The following is a 16,793-nucleotide window of genomic DNA, read 5'->3' as shown; positions in this document are numbered from 1 at the left end:
GGGTTAAATATGGCTAGGTACAGAGTAGGAATTGATGGCGGTGGTACATCGTGTCGCGCCAGAATCATCAATGAACAGCAGCAAGTCATTGGTGAGGCGAAAAGCGGCAGCGCAAACATTATGTTGGGCGCCGAACTTGCTTTAACGTCGATTATTGAGGCGATTGAGTCCGCTGCCCAATCAGCAGGTCTTGACTCAACCGATTTTGCCCAGATGGATGTTGGCTGCGCGCTCGCGGGTGCCGAGCACAAAAGCAGCTATCAAGCGTTTGTGGCAACACCACACCCATTTGCGAGCCTAACACTTAACACCGATGGCTACGGTGCCTGTCTTGGCGCCCATCAAGGTGAAGATGGTGCCATCATGATTGCCGGTACGGGCTCCGTTGGTCTTCTGATCAAAGGGACAAATCAGTATGTGGTAGGCGGTCGAGAGTTCCCGATTTCAGATCAGGGAGGCGGCGCTGTGATGGGACTTAGGTTGATCCAGCAAGTCCTGCTTATCCAAGATGGCATCAAGCCCCACTCTCCCCTCGCCGATGTCGTTATGGACCATTTCAATCAGGATATCGACGCCATCGTAGAGTGGTCAAAAACAGCGTTACCACGTGATTACGGTCAGTTCTCTCCGGTGATTTTTGAGTATGCCTACCTCAACGATGGACTGGCAAAATCGCTTCTGCTGGAAACCGCCAACGACATTGAGATGTTTTTGTGCGCGCTCAACAACAAAGGGGCGGACAAAATATGCCTGATGGGCAGTATCGCCGAACGTATCTTTGACTGGTTATCTCCTGCTGCTCAGCGCTGGATTGTCACCCCTAAAGGGGATGCGATGGATGGCGCACTGATGATGGCAGGTAACAAGCAACACAACCTTTACGAGTAAGGGATGAGTATGGATTTTCGTGTCGACTTAGCCATTGTTGAACATCTAGCGAAAGGCTGTCGCTTCGGGTTAACCTTGCATAACCTGTCTGAGAAGAGTCACGCCAATTGGAAGCTTAATTTTGCTTTTGAATGCTTTGTGATTCCAGGCAGCTTATCACAAGGCGAACTCACGCAAGTCGGCACCTTCTGCACCCTAAACGTCAACGAGACGCCGCTGTATGCCAATAACCATATCTATGTCGAATTTTGCACCGCGACGTCCGCATTCAACTTACTGAGTGATGGCATTAACGACGCCTATCTCGACACCGATGCGCAAACCCAGCTTCCTGTTGCAGTTTCACCGATTGTACTCGGGGCGGTTGACGACCGCCGAGTATCGCTGCCAGAGGTAGGCGCAGGACGCCACGCTCTTATCCCACATCCTCAATACATGGAGTTTGGGGAAGGCGTGTTTGAACTGACGCGTTACAGTCAGATTTGCGTCGAAGATCAATCCATGCAATGTGTCGCCAACTGGCTAAGTGAAGAGGTGGAGCGTCTATTCGGACTAAGCCATAAATCGATTGGGCAGCAAGACATTCGTTTTAGGCACTCTCCTGTATTAGATTCTGAAGCCTACAAATTGACTGTTGATGGTTCAGGGATTGAGATTGAGTCCAACAGCAACGCAGGCTTTACCTACGGCTGCGCAACGCTGATTCAGTTGATGGACTTTGACCATGATCGCCATACCATCTACGTACCTCATATCCGCATCCAAGACGCACCTCGTTTTCGCTACCGTGGTGTAATGCTAGACAGTGCACGCAGCTTTCAGCCTGTGACCGAGATAAAGCGCGTTATCAACCTTCTTGCACACTACAAGATCAATACCTTCCATTGGCACCTTACTGATGACGAAGGCTGGCGTGTTGAAATCAAAGCATATCCAGAGCTGACTGACGTTGGTGCTTGGCGTGGCCCGACTCACCCGCTAAAACCGCAGCTTCACAGCATCGGAGATTACTATGGTGGGTTCTACTCACAGCAAGAGATCAGCGAGATTGTTCAGTACGCTCAGGATCGCAGCATCCAAGTGATCCCAGAGATCGACATTCCTGGTCACAGTCGCGCCGCGATTACCGCGCTACCGGATCTGTTAGTTGATCCGGAAGATCAGTCTCATTACCGCAGTGAACAAAATTACACCGACAACGTGTTATCACCGGGCATCTCTGGCACCTACCAATTTCTTGATGCCGTGCTTGAAGAGATTGCTCAGCTGTTCCCAGCCCCTTACGTTCATATCGGCGCAGACCAAGTGCCTGTCGGGGTTTGGACCAACAGCCCGTCTTGTCGTGAACTCATGGCTGAGCAAGGCTATCGCAATCCGAAAGACCTGCAAGGTCATCTGCTTCGCTACGTCGAAGATAAGCTCAAATCCATGGGCAAGCGCATGCTTGGATGGGAAGAGGCGCACTTTGGTAGCAAGGTAAGCAAAGACACGGTCGTCTATTCATGGCTGAGCGAAGAAGCCGCTATTAATAGTGCCAAGCTGGGCTACGACGTCATCCTTCAACCAGGGCAAAGCACCTACTTAGATATGGCGCAAGACTACAGCGTTTGCGAGTTGGGCGTGTACCGCTCGCACATTATTACCCTAGAAAACGCCTATCAATACGAACCACTTGTTCAACTTCATGAGCAAGACCCAATCAAGAAACGCATTTTGGGCATGCAGGCCGCACTTTGGACGGAGAGAGTTACCTCTCCGGAGCGGCTCGACTACATGATGTTTCCGCGCTTGGTTGCGCTTGCAGAAACCGCATGGACACAAGATCACTCAAAAGACTTCCACGCCTTCTTGTCTCGGCTTAAGCCACACCTCCAATTGTTAGATAGACAAGATGTGCGATACAGACACCCATGGCCAGAGAGCCAAAAAGAGAATGGCTGACGTTCAACACTCAAAGCCAACATTACTTAACGAATTTAAATTTTCCCCAATAAGGATATCATCATGCAATACGGCTACTTCGATAACGAGAACCGAGAATATGTCATCACTCGTCCCGATGCCCCCGCTCCTTGGACTAACTACCTAGGCACAGAGAAGTTCTGTACCGTTATCTCCCATAATGCTGGCGGCTACTCCTTTTACAACTCACCTGAGTACAACCGTGTAACCAAATTCCGCCCAAATGCGACGTTCGATCGCCCAGGGCATTATGTATATCTGCGTGATGATGAGACAGGTGATTACTGGTCAATCTCATGGCAGCCAGTCGCTAAAAGCCTTGATGAAGCGAATTATGAAGTAAGGCACGGGCTTTCTTATTCAAAGTTTAAGTGTCAATACTCAGATATTGAGGCGACAAAAACTCTGTTCGTACCAAAAGGCGAAGATGCTGAAGTGTGGGATGTGGTGATCCGCAATACCGGTGATAAGCCACGCACCATCAGTGCCTTCTCGTTTGTGGAGTTTTCCTTCAGCCACATCGCCTCTGACAATCAAAACCATCAAATGTCGCTATATTCAGCAGGGACTAGCTATCAAGATGGTGTCATTGAGTATGATCTCTTCTACAACACCAACGACTTCGAAGGCTACTACTACCTTGCTTCTACTTTTAGCCCAGATAGCTATGATGGTCAGCGCGATAGCTTCTTAGGTCTATATCGCGACGAATCCAACCCAATCGCGGTTGAAAAAGGGCAATGCTCTAATCACACACAAACCTGCTACAACCATTGTGGTTCACTGCACAAGCAATTTGTCATCGCACCGGGAGAAGAGGTGCGCTTTGCCTACGTCCTTGGTATTGGCAAAGGCAACGGTGAGCGTCTTCGTCAAAAATACCAAGACCTAACTGAGGTCGATGCAGCATTTGATGCCATCAAGGCTCACTGGGATGAGCGCTGCGCGAAGTTCCAAGTGAAATCTCCCAACGAGGGGCTAGATACCATGCTAAACACTTGGACTCTGTATCAAGCCGAGACCTGTGTCGTATGGTCACGCTTCGCTTCATTTATCGAGGTTGGAGGACGTACTGGACTGGGCTATCGAGATACCGCTCAGGACGCCATGGCCGTTCCTCATTCTGCACCGGCTATGACTCGAAAACGGATCGTTGATCTACTGCGTGGCCAAGTGAAAGCCGGTTACGGTTTGCATCTGTTCGATCCAGACTGGTTTGATCCAGAAAAAGCCGATGTTGAGCCATCAAAATCACCTACCGTGGTTCCGACACCAAGCGATGAAGATAAGATCCACGGCATTGCCGACACCTGCTCTGACGATCACTTGTGGCTGGTCCCAACGATCTGTCGCTACGTGATGGAAACCGGTGAGACGGATTTCTTTGATGAGGTGATCCCATACGCAGACGGCGGCAATGCGACCGTTTACGAGCACATGAAAGCGGCACTTAACTTTACCGATGAACACGTTGGGGCTACAGGCATCGCCAAAGGTCTGCGCGCAGACTGGAATGACTGTCTAAACCTCGGTGGTGGTGAATCATCCATGGTGGCGTTCCTGCATTACTGGGCACTTCAAGACTTCGTTGACCTCGCACGCAACCGAGGCGAGCTTGATGATGTCGCTTACTACCAACAAATGGCGCAAAAAGTTCAAGACGCCTGTGAAACGCACCTCTGGGATGAAGACGGTGGCTGGTACATCCGTGGGATCACCAAAAACGGCGACAAGGTCGGTACCAGTAAACAAACCGAAGGTAAGGTTCACCTTGAGTCCAACACCTGGGCAGTGGTTTCTGGCGCAGTTAGCGAAGAGCGCGGTAAGAAAGCCATGGATGCGGTCGATGAGTACCTCTACTCAGACTTCGGCTTACATCTAAACGCGCCATCGTTCGCAACACCTAATGACGACATCGGCTTTGTCACTCGCGTTTATCCGGGCGTAAAAGAAAACGGCGCGATCTTCTCACATCCAAATCCATGGGCGTGGGTAGCCGAAGCGAAACTAGGCCGTGGCGATCAAGCCATGAAGTACTACGACGCACTAAACCCGTATAACCAAAACGACATGATCGAAACACGCATCACAGAGCCGTACTCATACGTGCAGTTCATCATGGGCCGTGACCACCAAGATCATGGTCGCGCCAACCACCCTTGGTTAACGGGTACTTCTGGCTGGGCTTACTTCGCCGCAACCAACTATATTCTCGGCGTGAGACTGAGCTTCGATGGCCTAGTGGTTGACCCATGTATTCCAACAGAGTGGCCAGGATTTGAGGTGACGCGTCAATGGCGCGGTGCAACGTATCAAATTACGGTTGAGAACCCAAACAATGTCAGCAAGGGTGTTCAGTCCATTACCTTGAATGGCCAAGCCATTCAAGGCGCGATCGCGCCTCAAGCCGAAGGCAGCGTAAACCAAGTACATGTTGTTCTGGGTTAACGAGTGCCTCGATGGGTCCTTAGTTTGGACCCATCGAACTTAAGCGTATCACTACAAGAGTAGGTAACCTCTTAGGAGAGAGAGATGATCAAATTTGGAACAGGTGGTTGGCGCGCGTTCATCGGCGAGGAGTTCACTAAAGATAACGTAAAACTCGTTGCTCAAGCGGTGGCAAACATCATCAATAGCGAAAACGTGGCAGAACGCGGATTCGTGATTGGCTATGACAGGCGTTTTCTATCCGATAAAGCGGGGCGCTGGTTTGCGGAAGTCTTGGCCGCGAACAACATCCCAGTGAGCTTTATCGACAAGTTTGTGCCGACCCCTATAGTCATGTACAAAGCGAAGAGTATGGGATGTGCCTACTCGGCTTGTATTACCGCGTCGCACAATCCAGCCGATTACAACGGGATTAAGGTCTTTATCGAAGGTGGCCGTGATGCCGACGAAATCATTACTGAGAAGATTGAAGCTCAGATCGCCACTCTCAGCCTTCAGGAAGTGATTTCCGGCGACTTCGATGTATGTGTTGAGCGCGGCGCGATTAATGTCATCAATCCGATGAACGAGTTTGTTGATTCCATCATCGATCTTATCGACATTGAAGCCATCAAAAACGCCAATCTTAAAGTGCTTATCGACCCAATGTTTGGAGTCGCGAAAAACGCATTGCAGACGGTGCTCATCAACGGTCGCTGTGACGTTGACGTCATCAACGATGGTAAAAACCCAGACTTTGGCGGCTTAATGCCTTCGCCAAGTGCAGCGACACTATATCGTCTTAAGCACCTTGTGGCGGCAGAAGGCTACGATATCGGTATTGGTACCGATGGCGATGCTGACCGTCTTGGCATCATTGATGAGCAAGGTAATTTTATCCACCCTAACGAAGTACTGCTGTTGCTCTATTACTATCTACTTGAATACAAAGGCTGGAAAGGCTCAGTGGTTCGTAACATCGCGACCACTCACCTCCTAGACAAAGTCGCTGCTGACTACGGTGAAAAAAGCTTTGAGGTTCCCGTAGGCTTTAAGCACATCAGTAGTCAAATGGAGGCCGACGATTCACTGATTGGCGGTGAGAGCTCAGGTGGTTTAACCATTCGCGGTCACATCAAAGGCAAGGATGGCGTATTTGCCTCTAGCCTTTTAGTCGAAATGCTCAGTGTCACTCAGAAGACACTTTCCGAGTTGCTATCAGAGATCTACGGCAAGTATGGTTACGCCTATACCGCAGAGGGCGACTGCAACTTCAAACCGTCGCAAAAAGACAGCCTTTACCACAAACTTTATGTCGAAAAACTGCTTCCTGAGTTTGATTATGACGTAGAAAAGGTAAGTTACGCCGATGGCGCGAAAGTGTACTTTAAGAACGGTGGTTGGGTGATTGCTCGCTTCTCGGGTACGGAGCCCCTATTACGAATTTTCTGTGAAATGGAAGATAAGGAACAAGCGGAATATGTTCTTCAGCAGATGAAAGACTTTTTGTCTTTGTAGTCACTGTTTCCTTCTCTTTTTGCCCTAAGTGACCTCGACTCACCTTCTTGGTCACCTATTAGCAAAAAGCTCCCTATAGGTGGAGAACATTTTTGCCCGGAACGACTGTCTCCGGGCTTTTTTAGTACTTATGCAAACGCGACAATGCCCTGCGCATCGACACTCACCGCGACACTCTGGCCAACATCAAGCGCCTCTAATGAGGTGGCCAAGACACGCGTGCCTTCAATATCAACTACATAGCGACAATGGTCACCCATGAACTGCTGCTCGATAACCGTGATAGTGCTCTTTTCTGACTGAGTCAATTGAATGTGCTGTGGGCGCACCAAAAGTTGGCAATCAGCCCCCGGCTCAATCAAGGCACACGACTGTGCTTCAACCTGGCCGATAGCCGTCTCAAAGGTCGTGTCATTGATATGCTTAGCTTGCAAGTAACTGCCGCCACCTAAGAAATCCGCAACGAACTTGCTCGATGGGCAGAAATAGAGCTCTGATGCCGAGCCATATTGCTCAATCACACCTTGGTTCATCACCGCCATTTTGTCAGCAAACGCGAACGCTTCTTCACGGCTATGAGTCACGAATATCGCAGTCACACCCTGCTTTTTGAAGATTTTGCGGATCTCGCGGATGAGCTCGTGACGTACTTGGGTATCGATGTTGGAAAATGGTTCATCAAGTAGCAGTAGATCGGGTTTGTACGCCAAACTGCGCGCAATCGCCACACGCTGCTGTTGACCACCCGATAGCTGATGCGGGTAACGGTCAATGAACTGCTCTAGATGTACCAGTGACAGCATCTCCATCACGATTGCATCTTGCTCTGACTTCGGAATGCCCTTAAGCCCGAATGCGACGTTTTGTGCCACCGTTAGGTGAGGAAACAGCGCATAGTCTTGGAAGATCATACCGATGTTGCGTTGCTCTGGCGGCATCCAGCTTTCACCGTTATCAATCTCTCGCTCACCCAGCGTCATCTTGCCCGCTGACAGGGGCAATAGACCCGCGATGGCTTTCAGCAAGGTCGTTTTTCCGCAGCCACTGGCGCCCAGCAAACAAACAATTTCACCTTGATTAACCTCTAGAGACAAGTTCTCAAGAATCGTTTGCTCGTCATACTGACAAGATAAATTTTCAATCGACAGTGCTGTGGTCATCAGTGATTTTGCTCCAATGAACGGTTAACAATAATAAGCGGTAGTAACCCAACGAGTACCAACAAGACGGCTGGCATCGCAGCAAGCTCCAGATGCTCATCTGAGGCAAAGTTAAATACGTAGGTGGCTAAGGTTTCAAAGTTGAATGGACGCAATAGCAGCGCAGCATTGAGCTCTTTCATCGACTCAATAAACACCAACAAGCCAGCAATCAATACACCACGTTTAATGAGTGGCAGATGCACGCGAACCAACATCTGGTTCTTCTTACAGCCCATAGTGCGCGAGGCCATATCAAGCGAAGGCGACACTTTACTCAGACTGGTTTCGATACTGCCAATCGCTACCGCGGAAAAACGCACCACCATGGCAAAAATCAGCGCAAACATCGAGCCAGAGAAGATCAGACCTGGGCGCTGCCACTCCATTGCTTTGGCAAAGTCATTCACTGAATGATCCATAAACAGAACAGTCACCATCACGCCAATTGCTAAAACCGTTCCCGGCACGGCATAGCCCAGCGACGAGGCACGCATGAAGACGACGCCCTTACGACTTGGATCTAAGCGGCGATAGAAGTTAACTACCAAAGCGACGATCACGCCGATGATGGCGGCAATGATAGAGACCTGTAAACTGTTGATGGCATAGGTTTGAAACTCTTCAGTCCAGCTTTGCTCAAAGTACTTATAGGCGTAAATAATTAACTGGCCAAGCGGGAAGATAAACGCTGCCGATACCAAGCCCCAACACCAAGTTAATGCTGCCCACTTTTTCCAGCCACGTAATTCATAACGAAAATCTTCATGGCTGTTGTACTGGCTTTGAAACAGTTTCTGTTTACGACGACTATAACGCTCAGCACCTAGCAAGAGTACGATCACGACCATCATCATGGCGGAAATTTTGGCAGCCGCACTCAAATTGGAATAGCCAAGCCACGTATCGTACACTGCTGTGGTTAAGGTGCTGACTGCAAAGTAGCTAACCGCACCGAAGTCGCCAATGGTCTCCATCGCCACCAGCGATAGACCTACCGCAATGGATGGACGAGCAAGCGGCAACGAGATACGCCAAAAACTCTCTAAAGGGGAGCATTTGAGAAGTCTTGCAGATTGCAGCAAAGAGACATTTTGCTCCATAAATGCCGCGCGGCACAACAGATAGACGTATGGGTAAAGCACCAAAGAGAGCACAACCGTAGCACCGCCTACAGTGCGGATATCTGGGAACCAGTAGTCGCCAACCTGCCAAGCAAAAACATCACGTAGCCACACTTGGACAGGACCTGCAAAGTCAAACCAGTCAGTGAAGATGTAGCCAATGATGTAACTTGGCATCGCTAGTGGCAGTACTAAGGCCCACTGTAATACGCGTTCGCTAGGCAGCTTGCACATGGCCATTAGCCAAGCACTGGGTACCCCGAACACAAGAGAGAGCAGCAAAACACCAACGACCAATTTGATGGTATTGAGAACATAGGTGGGCATCACCGTTGACATCAGGTGTGCAAAAAGATCACTTGACTCACCAAGTGCAGTATAGAAGATCGCTAAAATAGGCAAAACCAGTAGCAGAGTTAGCACTCCACTACTGGTTTTCCAAACAACATTTTTTTCTTTCATTGCCTAAACATACATCAGGCGACGCGAAGTCGAGAAGTCATAAACCAGATTGAATAAGGGGGCATTATACCCCCTTTTTTCGATTATAGGTCGAACTTAACTTCATCTAACAATTTGATCGCAGTGCTGTGGTAACCAGCAATGTCGTCTAGCGAGATAGTATCTGCTTTGAAGTCACCCCAAGATTCCACAAGTTCAGAACGCTTAACGCCTTCTTTTACTGGGTACTCATAGTTCACTTCTGCGTACATTTGCTGAGCTTTTTCGCCTGTTAGGAACTCCATTAGCTTCAGTGCATTTTCTTTGTTAGGCGAGTGTTTCGCCATTGCCATGCCACTCACGTTTACGTGTGTGCCAGTGGTTTCTTGATTCGGGAAGTTGATGTAAACCGCATCAGCCCACGCTTTTTGCTCTTTGTCATTCACCATTTTGCCTAGGTAGTAGCTGTTACCTAGAGAAACGTCACAAAGACCTTCTTTGATCGCTTTAACTTGTGCGCGGTCGTTGCCTTGAGGCTTACGAGCTAGGTTGGCTTTAACGCCTTCTAGCCACTCTTTGGTTTCTGCTTCACCGTGGTGAGCAATCATAGATGAAACCAAAGATACGTTGTATGGGTGCTTGCCGCTACGAGTACAGATTTTGCCTTTGTACTCTGGGTTAGCAAGGTCTGCATAGTTGAACTCTGCACCTAGCTTACCTACACGGTCACGAGATGAGTAAACGTTACGAGTACGTAGCGTCAGTGCAAACCACTCATTCTCTTTATCACGGTATTGAGCAGGAACATTCGCGTTAATCACGTCGCTGTCTACCGCTTGAACTACGTCCTTGTCAGTCAGCTCTGCAAGGCGGCTGATGTCCGTTGTTAGCACTACGTCAGCTGGGCTGTACTCGCCTTCTTGCTGAAGCTTCTCTGCCAAACCTTTCTTAGCAAACTTCACATTTACCTTGATACCCGTCTCTTTCGTGAACTCGTTGAACATTGGCTCAACAAGGAAAGGTTGACGGTAAGAGTAAACGTTGACTTCTTCCGCAGCCATCGCTGGAGCGGCAAAGCTTGCTGCGATTGCAGAAAGAGTTAGCAGTTTTTTCATTGTTTAGTTCCTTTAATTCATAATGAGAACGTTTATCAGTTGCGTTATTATATTCATACAGATTTGAAAAACAATGATCTGACATAAAAAAACCTGCCTAATAAGGCAGGTTTTTAATAAAAATGTGATTAAATGTTACTTCATGCTGACGAACTCTGGGTAAGCACCAACACCACAATCGTGCATGTCCATACCCTCTAGCTCTTCTTCTTCCGATACACGGATACCAATTGTTGCTTTCAGTACCGCCCATACCGCTAGGCTTGCTGCGAATACCCAACCGAAGATAACTGCCGCACCTAGAAGCTGTGCACCGAACGTTGCGTCACCGTTGCTCAGTGGAACAACCATTAGACCGAAGAAACCACACACACCGTGAACTGAGATAGCACCTACTGGATCGTCAATCTTAAGCTTGTCTAGACCGATGATGCTGAATACCACTAGCGCGCCACCTACTGCACCAATTGCTACAGAGTAAACTGGAGATGGAGACAGTGGGTCTGCTGTGATTGCTACCAGACCTGCTAGTGCACCGTTAAGAATCATAGTTAGGTCAGCTTTGCCCCACGTTGTCTTACACACTAGCATTGCTGCGATTGCACCTGCTGCTGCTGCTGCGTTGGTGTTAAGGAAGATTTGACCAACCGCTGTTGCGTTCTCGAAGTCAGAAACCATTAGCTGAGAACCGCCGTTGAAACCGAACCAACCTAGCCATAGGATGAACGTACCTAGCGTAGCTAGCGGCATGTTCGAACCTGGGATTGGGTGAATTTCACCGTTCTTACCGTATTTACCTTTACGAGCGCCTAGTAGTAGAACACCTGCTAGTGCTGCTGCCGCACCTGCCATGTGAACGATACCTGAACCTGCGAAGTCACTGAAACCTGCTTCAGATAGGAAACCGCCGCCCCATGTCCAGTAACCTTCCATTGGGTAGATGAATGCTGTTAGCACTACTGAGAAGATTAGGAAAGACCAAAGCTTCATACGCTCAGCAACCGCACCAGAGACTACTGACATTGCTGTTGCAACGAATACTACTTGGAAGAAGAAGTCCGACTCTAGGGAGTGGTCTGCGCCTTCACCTTGAGTGCCAATTAGCGCACCAAATGATGGTAGCCAACCGCCTTCGCCGTTATCAACATACATGATGTTGTAGCCGACGATGAGGTAACAAGTACACGCAATCGCGTAAAGACAGAAGTTCTTAGTTAAGATTTCCGTGGTGTTTTTCGAGCGAACTAGGCCAGCTTCTAGCATTGCGAAGCCTGCCGCCATCCACATTACGAGTGCGCCTGAAATAAGAAAGTAAAAAGTGTCCAGCGCATAACGCAGTTCGCTGACAGTTGTTGCTAATTCCATAATAAATTCTCCAATCCCTTAAAGTGCTTCAGCGTCCATTTCGCCCGTACGAATACGTACTGCTTGGGCTAGGTCGTACACAAATATTTTTCCGTCGCCAATCTTGCCGGTTTGAGCAGCGTTAGTGATCGCTTCAATAACTCGGTCTACGTTGTCTGCGTGCGTCGCGATTTCAAGTTTAACTTTTGGTAGAAAGTCCACTTGGTACTCAGCACCACGATATAATTCTGTGTGTCCTTTCTGACGGCCAAATCCTTTGACCTCAGAAACTGTCATACCTTCAATACCAACATCTGCAAGTGCTTCTCTTACATCATCGAGTTTGAATGGTTTAATGATTGCGTTAATAAGTTTCATGGCATCCCCTTCGCCTTTTATCCCTGTTACGTATTCTAGTAATCAAGGTGCGTGCCAACTTTTTAACCTATTGATATATAAGGATTTGACTATTTCATGTTACATAAATGAAAATACCTTGCACTTTAATGGTGCAAGGTATTCACAAAAATAATGCGTTTTATGTTATTAGCACTAGGAGTGTGCAAATTTGGGGCAAAGGGTCATTACCTGTTATGAATAAAACGCTCCCATTGCTCTAAAACTGAGCGAAAATCCTCAAGTCCACACTCGCTATGACTCTCACTTTCGTAGACAGAAAACTCTTCGTCCATCTCCATTAAACTATCAAAAGCTAAGGAGTTTTCGTAAACATGAACCTCGGAGTCCACCACGCTGAGTGAAATCTCCTTGCCTTGCCACTTAAACTCATTGCCCGAAAACTGGGCAGCTTGGGTGAGCAACTCGGTAATTTCCATGATGGTGCGGTCACTGGTACTGATCTCTTCTTGCAACAAACGAGCAATCACTTCTTGGCCCATTTCGCATCTCACTAGGTACTCACCTGTGAAACTGTTTTTAATAAACTCGAATTCCATCACTGTTTCTCTTAGTAATCTCGCGGCGATTATACCTTAGTTTACGAGACAATCGGGTATACTCATGACATCGCTCTCTATGACTCAGACCTTATGCAGCTTAACTCTCTCATTGCTAAACAAATTGTCGATCGTGCCAAGAAGATCATCGAGCACTCCATCAACGTGATGGACGAGAATGGCGTGATCATTGGCTCTAGTGACCCTTCACGCTTACACCAAACACATGAAGGGGCACTGCTAGCAATCCGAGATAATAGAACCTTAGAGATCAATGATTCCGTTGCCTCCACATTGTCCGGCGTTAAAAAAGGCATCAACCTACCCATCATCTACGATAACAACGTCATTGGTGTTGTCGGGATCTCGGGTACGCCTGAAGAGGTGAGAAGCTACGGTGAGCTGGTAAAGATGACGGCTGAGCTTATTGTCGAACAGGCTGCGCTAATGTCGCAGGTGCAATGGAATAAGCGCCACCGCGAGGAGTTACTACTTCAACTCATTGAGGGATCAAGTTTAAATGAGGGGCAACTGCTCTCTATTGCTCAGCGGCTCGATCTCGATCTCGCACAACCTCGTGTGGCCACGGTGATCAAAGTGATCCCACTGCCCGGTGAGCCAGTCACACTGGAGCACCTGCAAAAACTGGTACACCTTCTGGAATACCCTGAGCGCGATAACATCGTCGGAATAGCCTCAGTATCGATGAATGAGATCGTGGTATTGAAACCGGTGACGGTCGTCAATAACGCATGGAATCGCAAAGAGGAAGAAAAGCGAGTCGCTAAACTACTTAAGCGTATCGACCAAGAGTGTGACTTCTCTATTCAGATGGCCATCGGAGACTATTTCCCTGAGCTCGTCGGCATAGCAAAGTCTTACGAAACCGCCAAAGCCACCATTGAGAGCAGTCATATCAGTGATGGTCCCATACTGTTCTACCAAGACCGGAAACTCTCAGTGCTGGTGAGCAGCATTAAACATGACCCATGGCGTGCGACTCAACTGAAGGCTCCGATCGAAAAACTGGTTGCAGCAGACAGTAAAGGCGTAATGCTAAAGACACTGCGCACCTTTTTTGAGCAAAACTGCGATCTGGCTCAAACTTGTGAAACCCTCCATATCCACCGTAACACTTTGCGGTATCGACTTGAGAAAATAGAACAGACAACCAAGTTAAATATCAACAACTTAGATGAGAAAGTTCAGCTCTACCTTGCGTTAAAATGTATGTAAAAAATCCGTTAATTTGTGCGTTTGCACAAATTAACGATAACCAGCAGTGATAAATTCGTCAGTTCGCATAAAGAAAATCTCCCCCTAAATGGCTACTCTTCCGCTCAATAAGGGTCACAAGACCCAACTAAAAAATTAATAAAATTAGTATTGCGGAAACCAAACCATGATTGAAGTCTCTACCTTAGGCGCATTAGCAGCTCTGGTTGTTGCTATTGCCCTTATCCTTAAAAAAGTTCCACCTGCTTACGGCATGATCATCGGCGCGCTTGTCGGTGGTGTCGTTGGCGGCGTTTCTCTCACCGATACCGTTGCGCTAATGATTGGCGGTGCACAAGGCATTGTCACAGCAGTATTGCGCATCCTTGCCGCTGGTGTGCTGGCGGGCGTATTGATCGAGTCAGGTGCTGCAACATCCATTGCAGAGACCATCGTAAAGAAAGTGGGCGAAACCCGTGCGCTTCTCGCTTTGGCGATTGCCACCATGATCCTAACTGCCGTTGGCGTATTCGTTGATGTGGCAGTTATCACAGTTTCGCCTATCGCACTTGCGATTGCACGCCGTGCGGACATCTCTAAGACCGCTATCTTGCTGGCGATGGTCGGCGGTGGTAAAGCGGGTAACGTAATGTCGCCAAACCCGAACGCCATTGCGGCGGCCGATGCGTTCAACGTTCCACTAACCTCAGTGATGGCAGCCGGTGTCATCCCGGGCCTCTGCGGCATGATCTTCGCTTACTTCATTGCGAAAAAGCTGGTCAACAAAGGCTCTAAAGTCGCAGAAAGCGAAGTCGTTGCAGTTGACCACTCTAGGCTACCTAAATTTGGCGCTGCAATTGTGGCACCTCTTGTTGCTATCGCTCTACTTGCGCTTCGTCCTATTGCAGGCATCAACGTTGACCCGCTCATCGCACTTCCGCTGGGTGGCTTGATTGGTGCCGTCGTCATGGGACGCTTTGCCGATACCAACCACTTTGCAGTGTCTGGCCTATCGCGCATGGCACCAGTAGCTGTGATGCTTCTTGGTACGGGCACACTTGCTGGCATCATTGCTAATTCTGGCCTAAAAGATGGCCTTATTGATGTGCTGACCGCCTCTGGTCTTCCATCATATCTACTTGCTCCAATTTCCGGTGCCATGATGGCACTCGCAACCGCATCGACCACAGCTGGGACTGCGGTCGCATCTAGCGTATTTAGCTCAACCATTCTTGAGCTCGGCGTTCCTGCTCTAGCGGGCGCAGCCATGATTCACTCTGGTGCTACTGTTTTGGATCACATGCCACACGGTAGCTTCTTCCACGCCACTGGCGGCGCTGTGCATATGGATATTCGCGAGCGTCTCAAACTCATTCCTTACGAGTCTGCGGTTGGTCTGATGATCGCGTTCGTTTCGGTAATGATCTTCGGTGTGTTCGGTCTATTTGTTTAAGGTTTAATTATGAAAATTATTATCGCTCCAGATTCATACAAAGAAAGTCTTACGGCCATGGAAGTTGCCGAAGCTATTGAGGCAGGATTTAAGAAAATCTTCACCGACGCCGAATACATCAAACTTCCGATGGCAGACGGCGGCGAAGGCACAGTGCAATCGCTCGTTGATGCCACTGGCGGCTCAATTGTTACTTGCAATGTTACTGGCCCATTAGGTCAAGCCGTCGAAGGCTTCTTCGGTCTGATGGGTGATGGTTCCACAGCTATAATCGAGATGGCGGCCGCTTCTGGTCTTCACTTGGTGGAACCAGAGCTGCGCAACCCGCTGGTGACCACCACCTTTGGTACGGGCGAGCTTGTAAAAGCGGCGCTGGATCGCGGCGTTAAACACATCATCGTCGGCATCGGTGGTAGCGCAACGAATGATGGCGGTATCGGTATGGCGCAGGCATTAGGCGTTAAACTGCTCGACTCGGATGGCAATCCACTGGGTTTTGGTGGCGGTGAGCTAAGTAAGCTTGCGAGTATCGACCTTTCTGAGCTAGATCCTCGCTTGGCCGAAGTCAGACTTGAAGTGGCTTGCGATGTCGATAACCCACTATGTGGCTCTAAGGGTGCCTCTCATGTGTTCGGCCCGCAAAAAGGGGCAACGCCTGAGATGGTTGAAACGCTAGACACTAACTTGGCGCACTACGCAGGAGTGATTAAATCGACCAATGGTCGTGATGTAGTGGATACCGCTGGTGCTGGCGCTGCAGGTGGTCTAGGCGCTGCACTTTTAGGTCTCTTCGATGCCGAGCTTCGTCCGGGCATTCAGATCGTAATGGACGCTGTAAACCTTAGCGAAGTGGTCAAAGATGCCGACCTTGTGATTACTGGTGAAGGCCGCATTGATAGCCAAACTATCCATGGCAAAACGCCAATTGGTGTGGCGCGCACCGCTAAGCAATACGATATTCCTGTGATTGCAATTGCTGGTAGCACTGCGAAAGATTGCGCAGTGGTCCATGAGCACGGTATTGATGCAGCATACAGCGTGGTGCTTGGCGCGACCGATCTGCCAACGGCTTTGAAAGAAGCGGCGTTTAATGTCGAGATGACCTCTCGCAACATCGCTGCTGCGATGGCGATGAACTTCAGTAAATAGTT

Annotated in this window: 13 protein-coding genes; 7 read left to right on the top strand and 6 right to left on the bottom strand. The window is 48.9% G+C overall.

Annotation, left to right across the window (positions count from 1 at the left end; all coding sequences use genetic code 11):
- Positions 1 to 9: 9 nt before the first annotated feature.
- The 4 genes from LY387_RS02105 to LY387_RS02090 all read left to right on the top strand — a co-directional run bounded on the left by LY387_RS02105 (position 10) and on the right by LY387_RS02090 (position 6,795).
- Complete coding sequence (locus LY387_RS02105) at positions 10 to 888, top strand: N-acetylglucosamine kinase (protein ID WP_234495153.1); 879 nt, start codon at positions 10 to 12, stop codon at positions 886 to 888.
- A 9-nt stretch (positions 889 to 897) separates the two neighbouring features.
- Positions 898 to 2,829 carry a beta-N-acetylhexosaminidase gene (locus LY387_RS02100; protein WP_234495152.1) on the top strand — a complete coding sequence of 644 codons (1,932 nt, stop codon included), beginning with the start codon at positions 898 to 900 and terminating at the stop codon, positions 2,827 to 2,829.
- A gap of 63 nt (positions 2,830 to 2,892) precedes the next feature.
- On the top strand, positions 2,893 to 5,298 hold the full coding sequence (locus LY387_RS02095) for a GH36-type glycosyl hydrolase domain-containing protein (RefSeq protein ID WP_234495151.1): 2,406 nt from the start codon (positions 2,893 to 2,895) through the stop codon (positions 5,296 to 5,298).
- A gap of 84 nt (positions 5,299 to 5,382) precedes the next feature.
- On the top strand, positions 5,383 to 6,795 hold the full coding sequence (locus LY387_RS02090) for a phosphoglucomutase/phosphomannomutase family protein (RefSeq protein ID WP_234495150.1): 1,413 nt from the start codon (positions 5,383 to 5,385) through the stop codon (positions 6,793 to 6,795).
- Between the two features lie 128 nt (positions 6,796 to 6,923).
- Here LY387_RS02090 and LY387_RS02085 read toward each other — a convergent pair whose 3' ends face one another.
- The 6 genes from LY387_RS02085 to LY387_RS02060 all read right to left on the bottom strand — a co-directional run bounded on the left by LY387_RS02085 (position 6,924) and on the right by LY387_RS02060 (position 12,974).
- Positions 6,924 to 7,955 carry an ABC transporter ATP-binding protein gene (locus LY387_RS02085; RefSeq protein ID WP_234495149.1) on the bottom strand — a complete coding sequence of 344 codons (1,032 nt, stop codon included), beginning with the start codon at positions 7,953 to 7,955 and terminating at the stop codon, positions 6,924 to 6,926.
- Positions 7,955 to 9,580, bottom strand: coding sequence for an ABC transporter permease (locus tag LY387_RS02080; protein WP_234495148.1), 1,626 nt, complete (start codon positions 9,578 to 9,580; stop codon positions 7,955 to 7,957). Before LY387_RS02080 ends, LY387_RS02085 begins: the two co-directional genes overlap by 1 nt.
- Before the next feature lie 83 nt (positions 9,581 to 9,663).
- Positions 9,664 to 10,674 (bottom strand): Fe(3+) ABC transporter substrate-binding protein, encoded by a 1,011-nt coding sequence (locus tag LY387_RS02075; RefSeq protein WP_234495147.1) that lies wholly within the window; start codon positions 10,672 to 10,674, stop codon positions 9,664 to 9,666.
- Between the two features lie 135 nt (positions 10,675 to 10,809).
- On the bottom strand, positions 10,810 to 12,039 hold the full coding sequence (locus LY387_RS02070; protein ID WP_042473340.1) for an ammonium transporter: 1,230 nt from the start codon (positions 12,037 to 12,039) through the stop codon (positions 10,810 to 10,812).
- 18 nt (positions 12,040 to 12,057) lie between these two features.
- Entirely contained in the window at positions 12,058 to 12,396 is a 339-nt protein-coding gene (locus tag LY387_RS02065; protein ID WP_038229080.1) for a P-II family nitrogen regulator, read from the bottom strand.
- A gap of 206 nt (positions 12,397 to 12,602) precedes the next feature.
- The gene (locus tag LY387_RS02060) at positions 12,603 to 12,974 is read right to left on the bottom strand and encodes a YacL family protein (protein WP_042473337.1); all 372 of its coding nucleotides are present in this window, start codon (positions 12,972 to 12,974) and stop codon (positions 12,603 to 12,605) included.
- A 93-nt stretch (positions 12,975 to 13,067) separates the two neighbouring features.
- On the opposite strand from LY387_RS02060, the gene LY387_RS02055 reads away from it, so the two are divergent.
- The 3 genes from LY387_RS02055 to LY387_RS02045 all read left to right on the top strand — a co-directional run bounded on the left by LY387_RS02055 (position 13,068) and on the right by LY387_RS02045 (position 16,791).
- Positions 13,068 to 14,210 (top strand): sugar diacid recognition domain-containing protein, encoded by a 1,143-nt coding sequence (locus LY387_RS02055; protein ID WP_234495146.1) that lies wholly within the window; start codon positions 13,068 to 13,070, stop codon positions 14,208 to 14,210.
- A gap of 166 nt (positions 14,211 to 14,376) precedes the next feature.
- On the top strand, positions 14,377 to 15,642 hold the full coding sequence (locus LY387_RS02050) for a GntP family permease (protein WP_234495145.1): 1,266 nt from the start codon (positions 14,377 to 14,379) through the stop codon (positions 15,640 to 15,642).
- Between the two features lie 9 nt (positions 15,643 to 15,651).
- Positions 15,652 to 16,791, top strand: a complete 1,140-nt coding sequence (locus LY387_RS02045; protein ID WP_234495144.1) for a glycerate kinase — start codon at positions 15,652 to 15,654, stop codon at positions 16,789 to 16,791.
- Positions 16,792 to 16,793: the final 2 nt, after the last annotated feature.

It is taken from the genome of Vibrio maritimus (assembly GCF_021441885.1).
Lineage (GTDB): Bacteria > Pseudomonadota > Gammaproteobacteria > Enterobacterales > Vibrionaceae > Vibrio > Vibrio maritimus_B.
The sequence above is the reverse complement of the archived record's forward strand: the minus strand, read 5'-3'. Positions and strand labels throughout refer to the sequence as shown.

What these genes read in the sequence shown, in the direction of transcription:
- LY387_RS02105 (WP_234495153.1), top strand. Translation starts at nt 10, where the DNA reads ATGGCTAGGTACAGAGTAGGAATTGATGGCGGTGGTACATCGTGTCGC.
- LY387_RS02100 (WP_234495152.1), top strand. Translation starts at nt 898, where the DNA reads ATGGATTTTCGTGTCGACTTAGCCATTGTTGAACATCTAGCGAAAGGC.
- LY387_RS02095 (WP_234495151.1), top strand. Translation starts at nt 2,893, where the DNA reads ATGCAATACGGCTACTTCGATAACGAGAACCGAGAATATGTCATCACT.
- LY387_RS02090 (WP_234495150.1), top strand. Translation starts at nt 5,383, where the DNA reads ATGATCAAATTTGGAACAGGTGGTTGGCGCGCGTTCATCGGCGAGGAG.
- LY387_RS02085 (WP_234495149.1), bottom strand. Translation starts at nt 7,955, where the DNA reads ATGACCACAGCACTGTCGATTGAAAATTTATCTTGTCAGTATGACGAG.
- LY387_RS02080 (WP_234495148.1), bottom strand. Translation starts at nt 9,580, where the DNA reads ATGAAAGAAAAAAATGTTGTTTGGAAAACCAGTAGTGGAGTGCTAACT.
- LY387_RS02075 (WP_234495147.1), bottom strand. Translation starts at nt 10,674, where the DNA reads ATGAAAAAACTGCTAACTCTTTCTGCAATCGCAGCAAGCTTTGCCGCT.
- LY387_RS02070 (WP_042473340.1), bottom strand. Translation starts at nt 12,039, where the DNA reads ATGGAATTAGCAACAACTGTCAGCGAACTGCGTTATGCGCTGGACACT.
- LY387_RS02065 (WP_038229080.1), bottom strand. Translation starts at nt 12,396, where the DNA reads ATGAAACTTATTAACGCAATCATTAAACCATTCAAACTCGATGATGTA.
- LY387_RS02060 (WP_042473337.1), bottom strand. Translation starts at nt 12,974, where the DNA reads ATGGAATTCGAGTTTATTAAAAACAGTTTCACAGGTGAGTACCTAGTG.
- LY387_RS02055 (WP_234495146.1), top strand. Translation starts at nt 13,068, where the DNA reads ATGCAGCTTAACTCTCTCATTGCTAAACAAATTGTCGATCGTGCCAAG.
- LY387_RS02050 (WP_234495145.1), top strand. Translation starts at nt 14,377, where the DNA reads ATGATTGAAGTCTCTACCTTAGGCGCATTAGCAGCTCTGGTTGTTGCT.
- LY387_RS02045 (WP_234495144.1), top strand. Translation starts at nt 15,652, where the DNA reads ATGAAAATTATTATCGCTCCAGATTCATACAAAGAAAGTCTTACGGCC.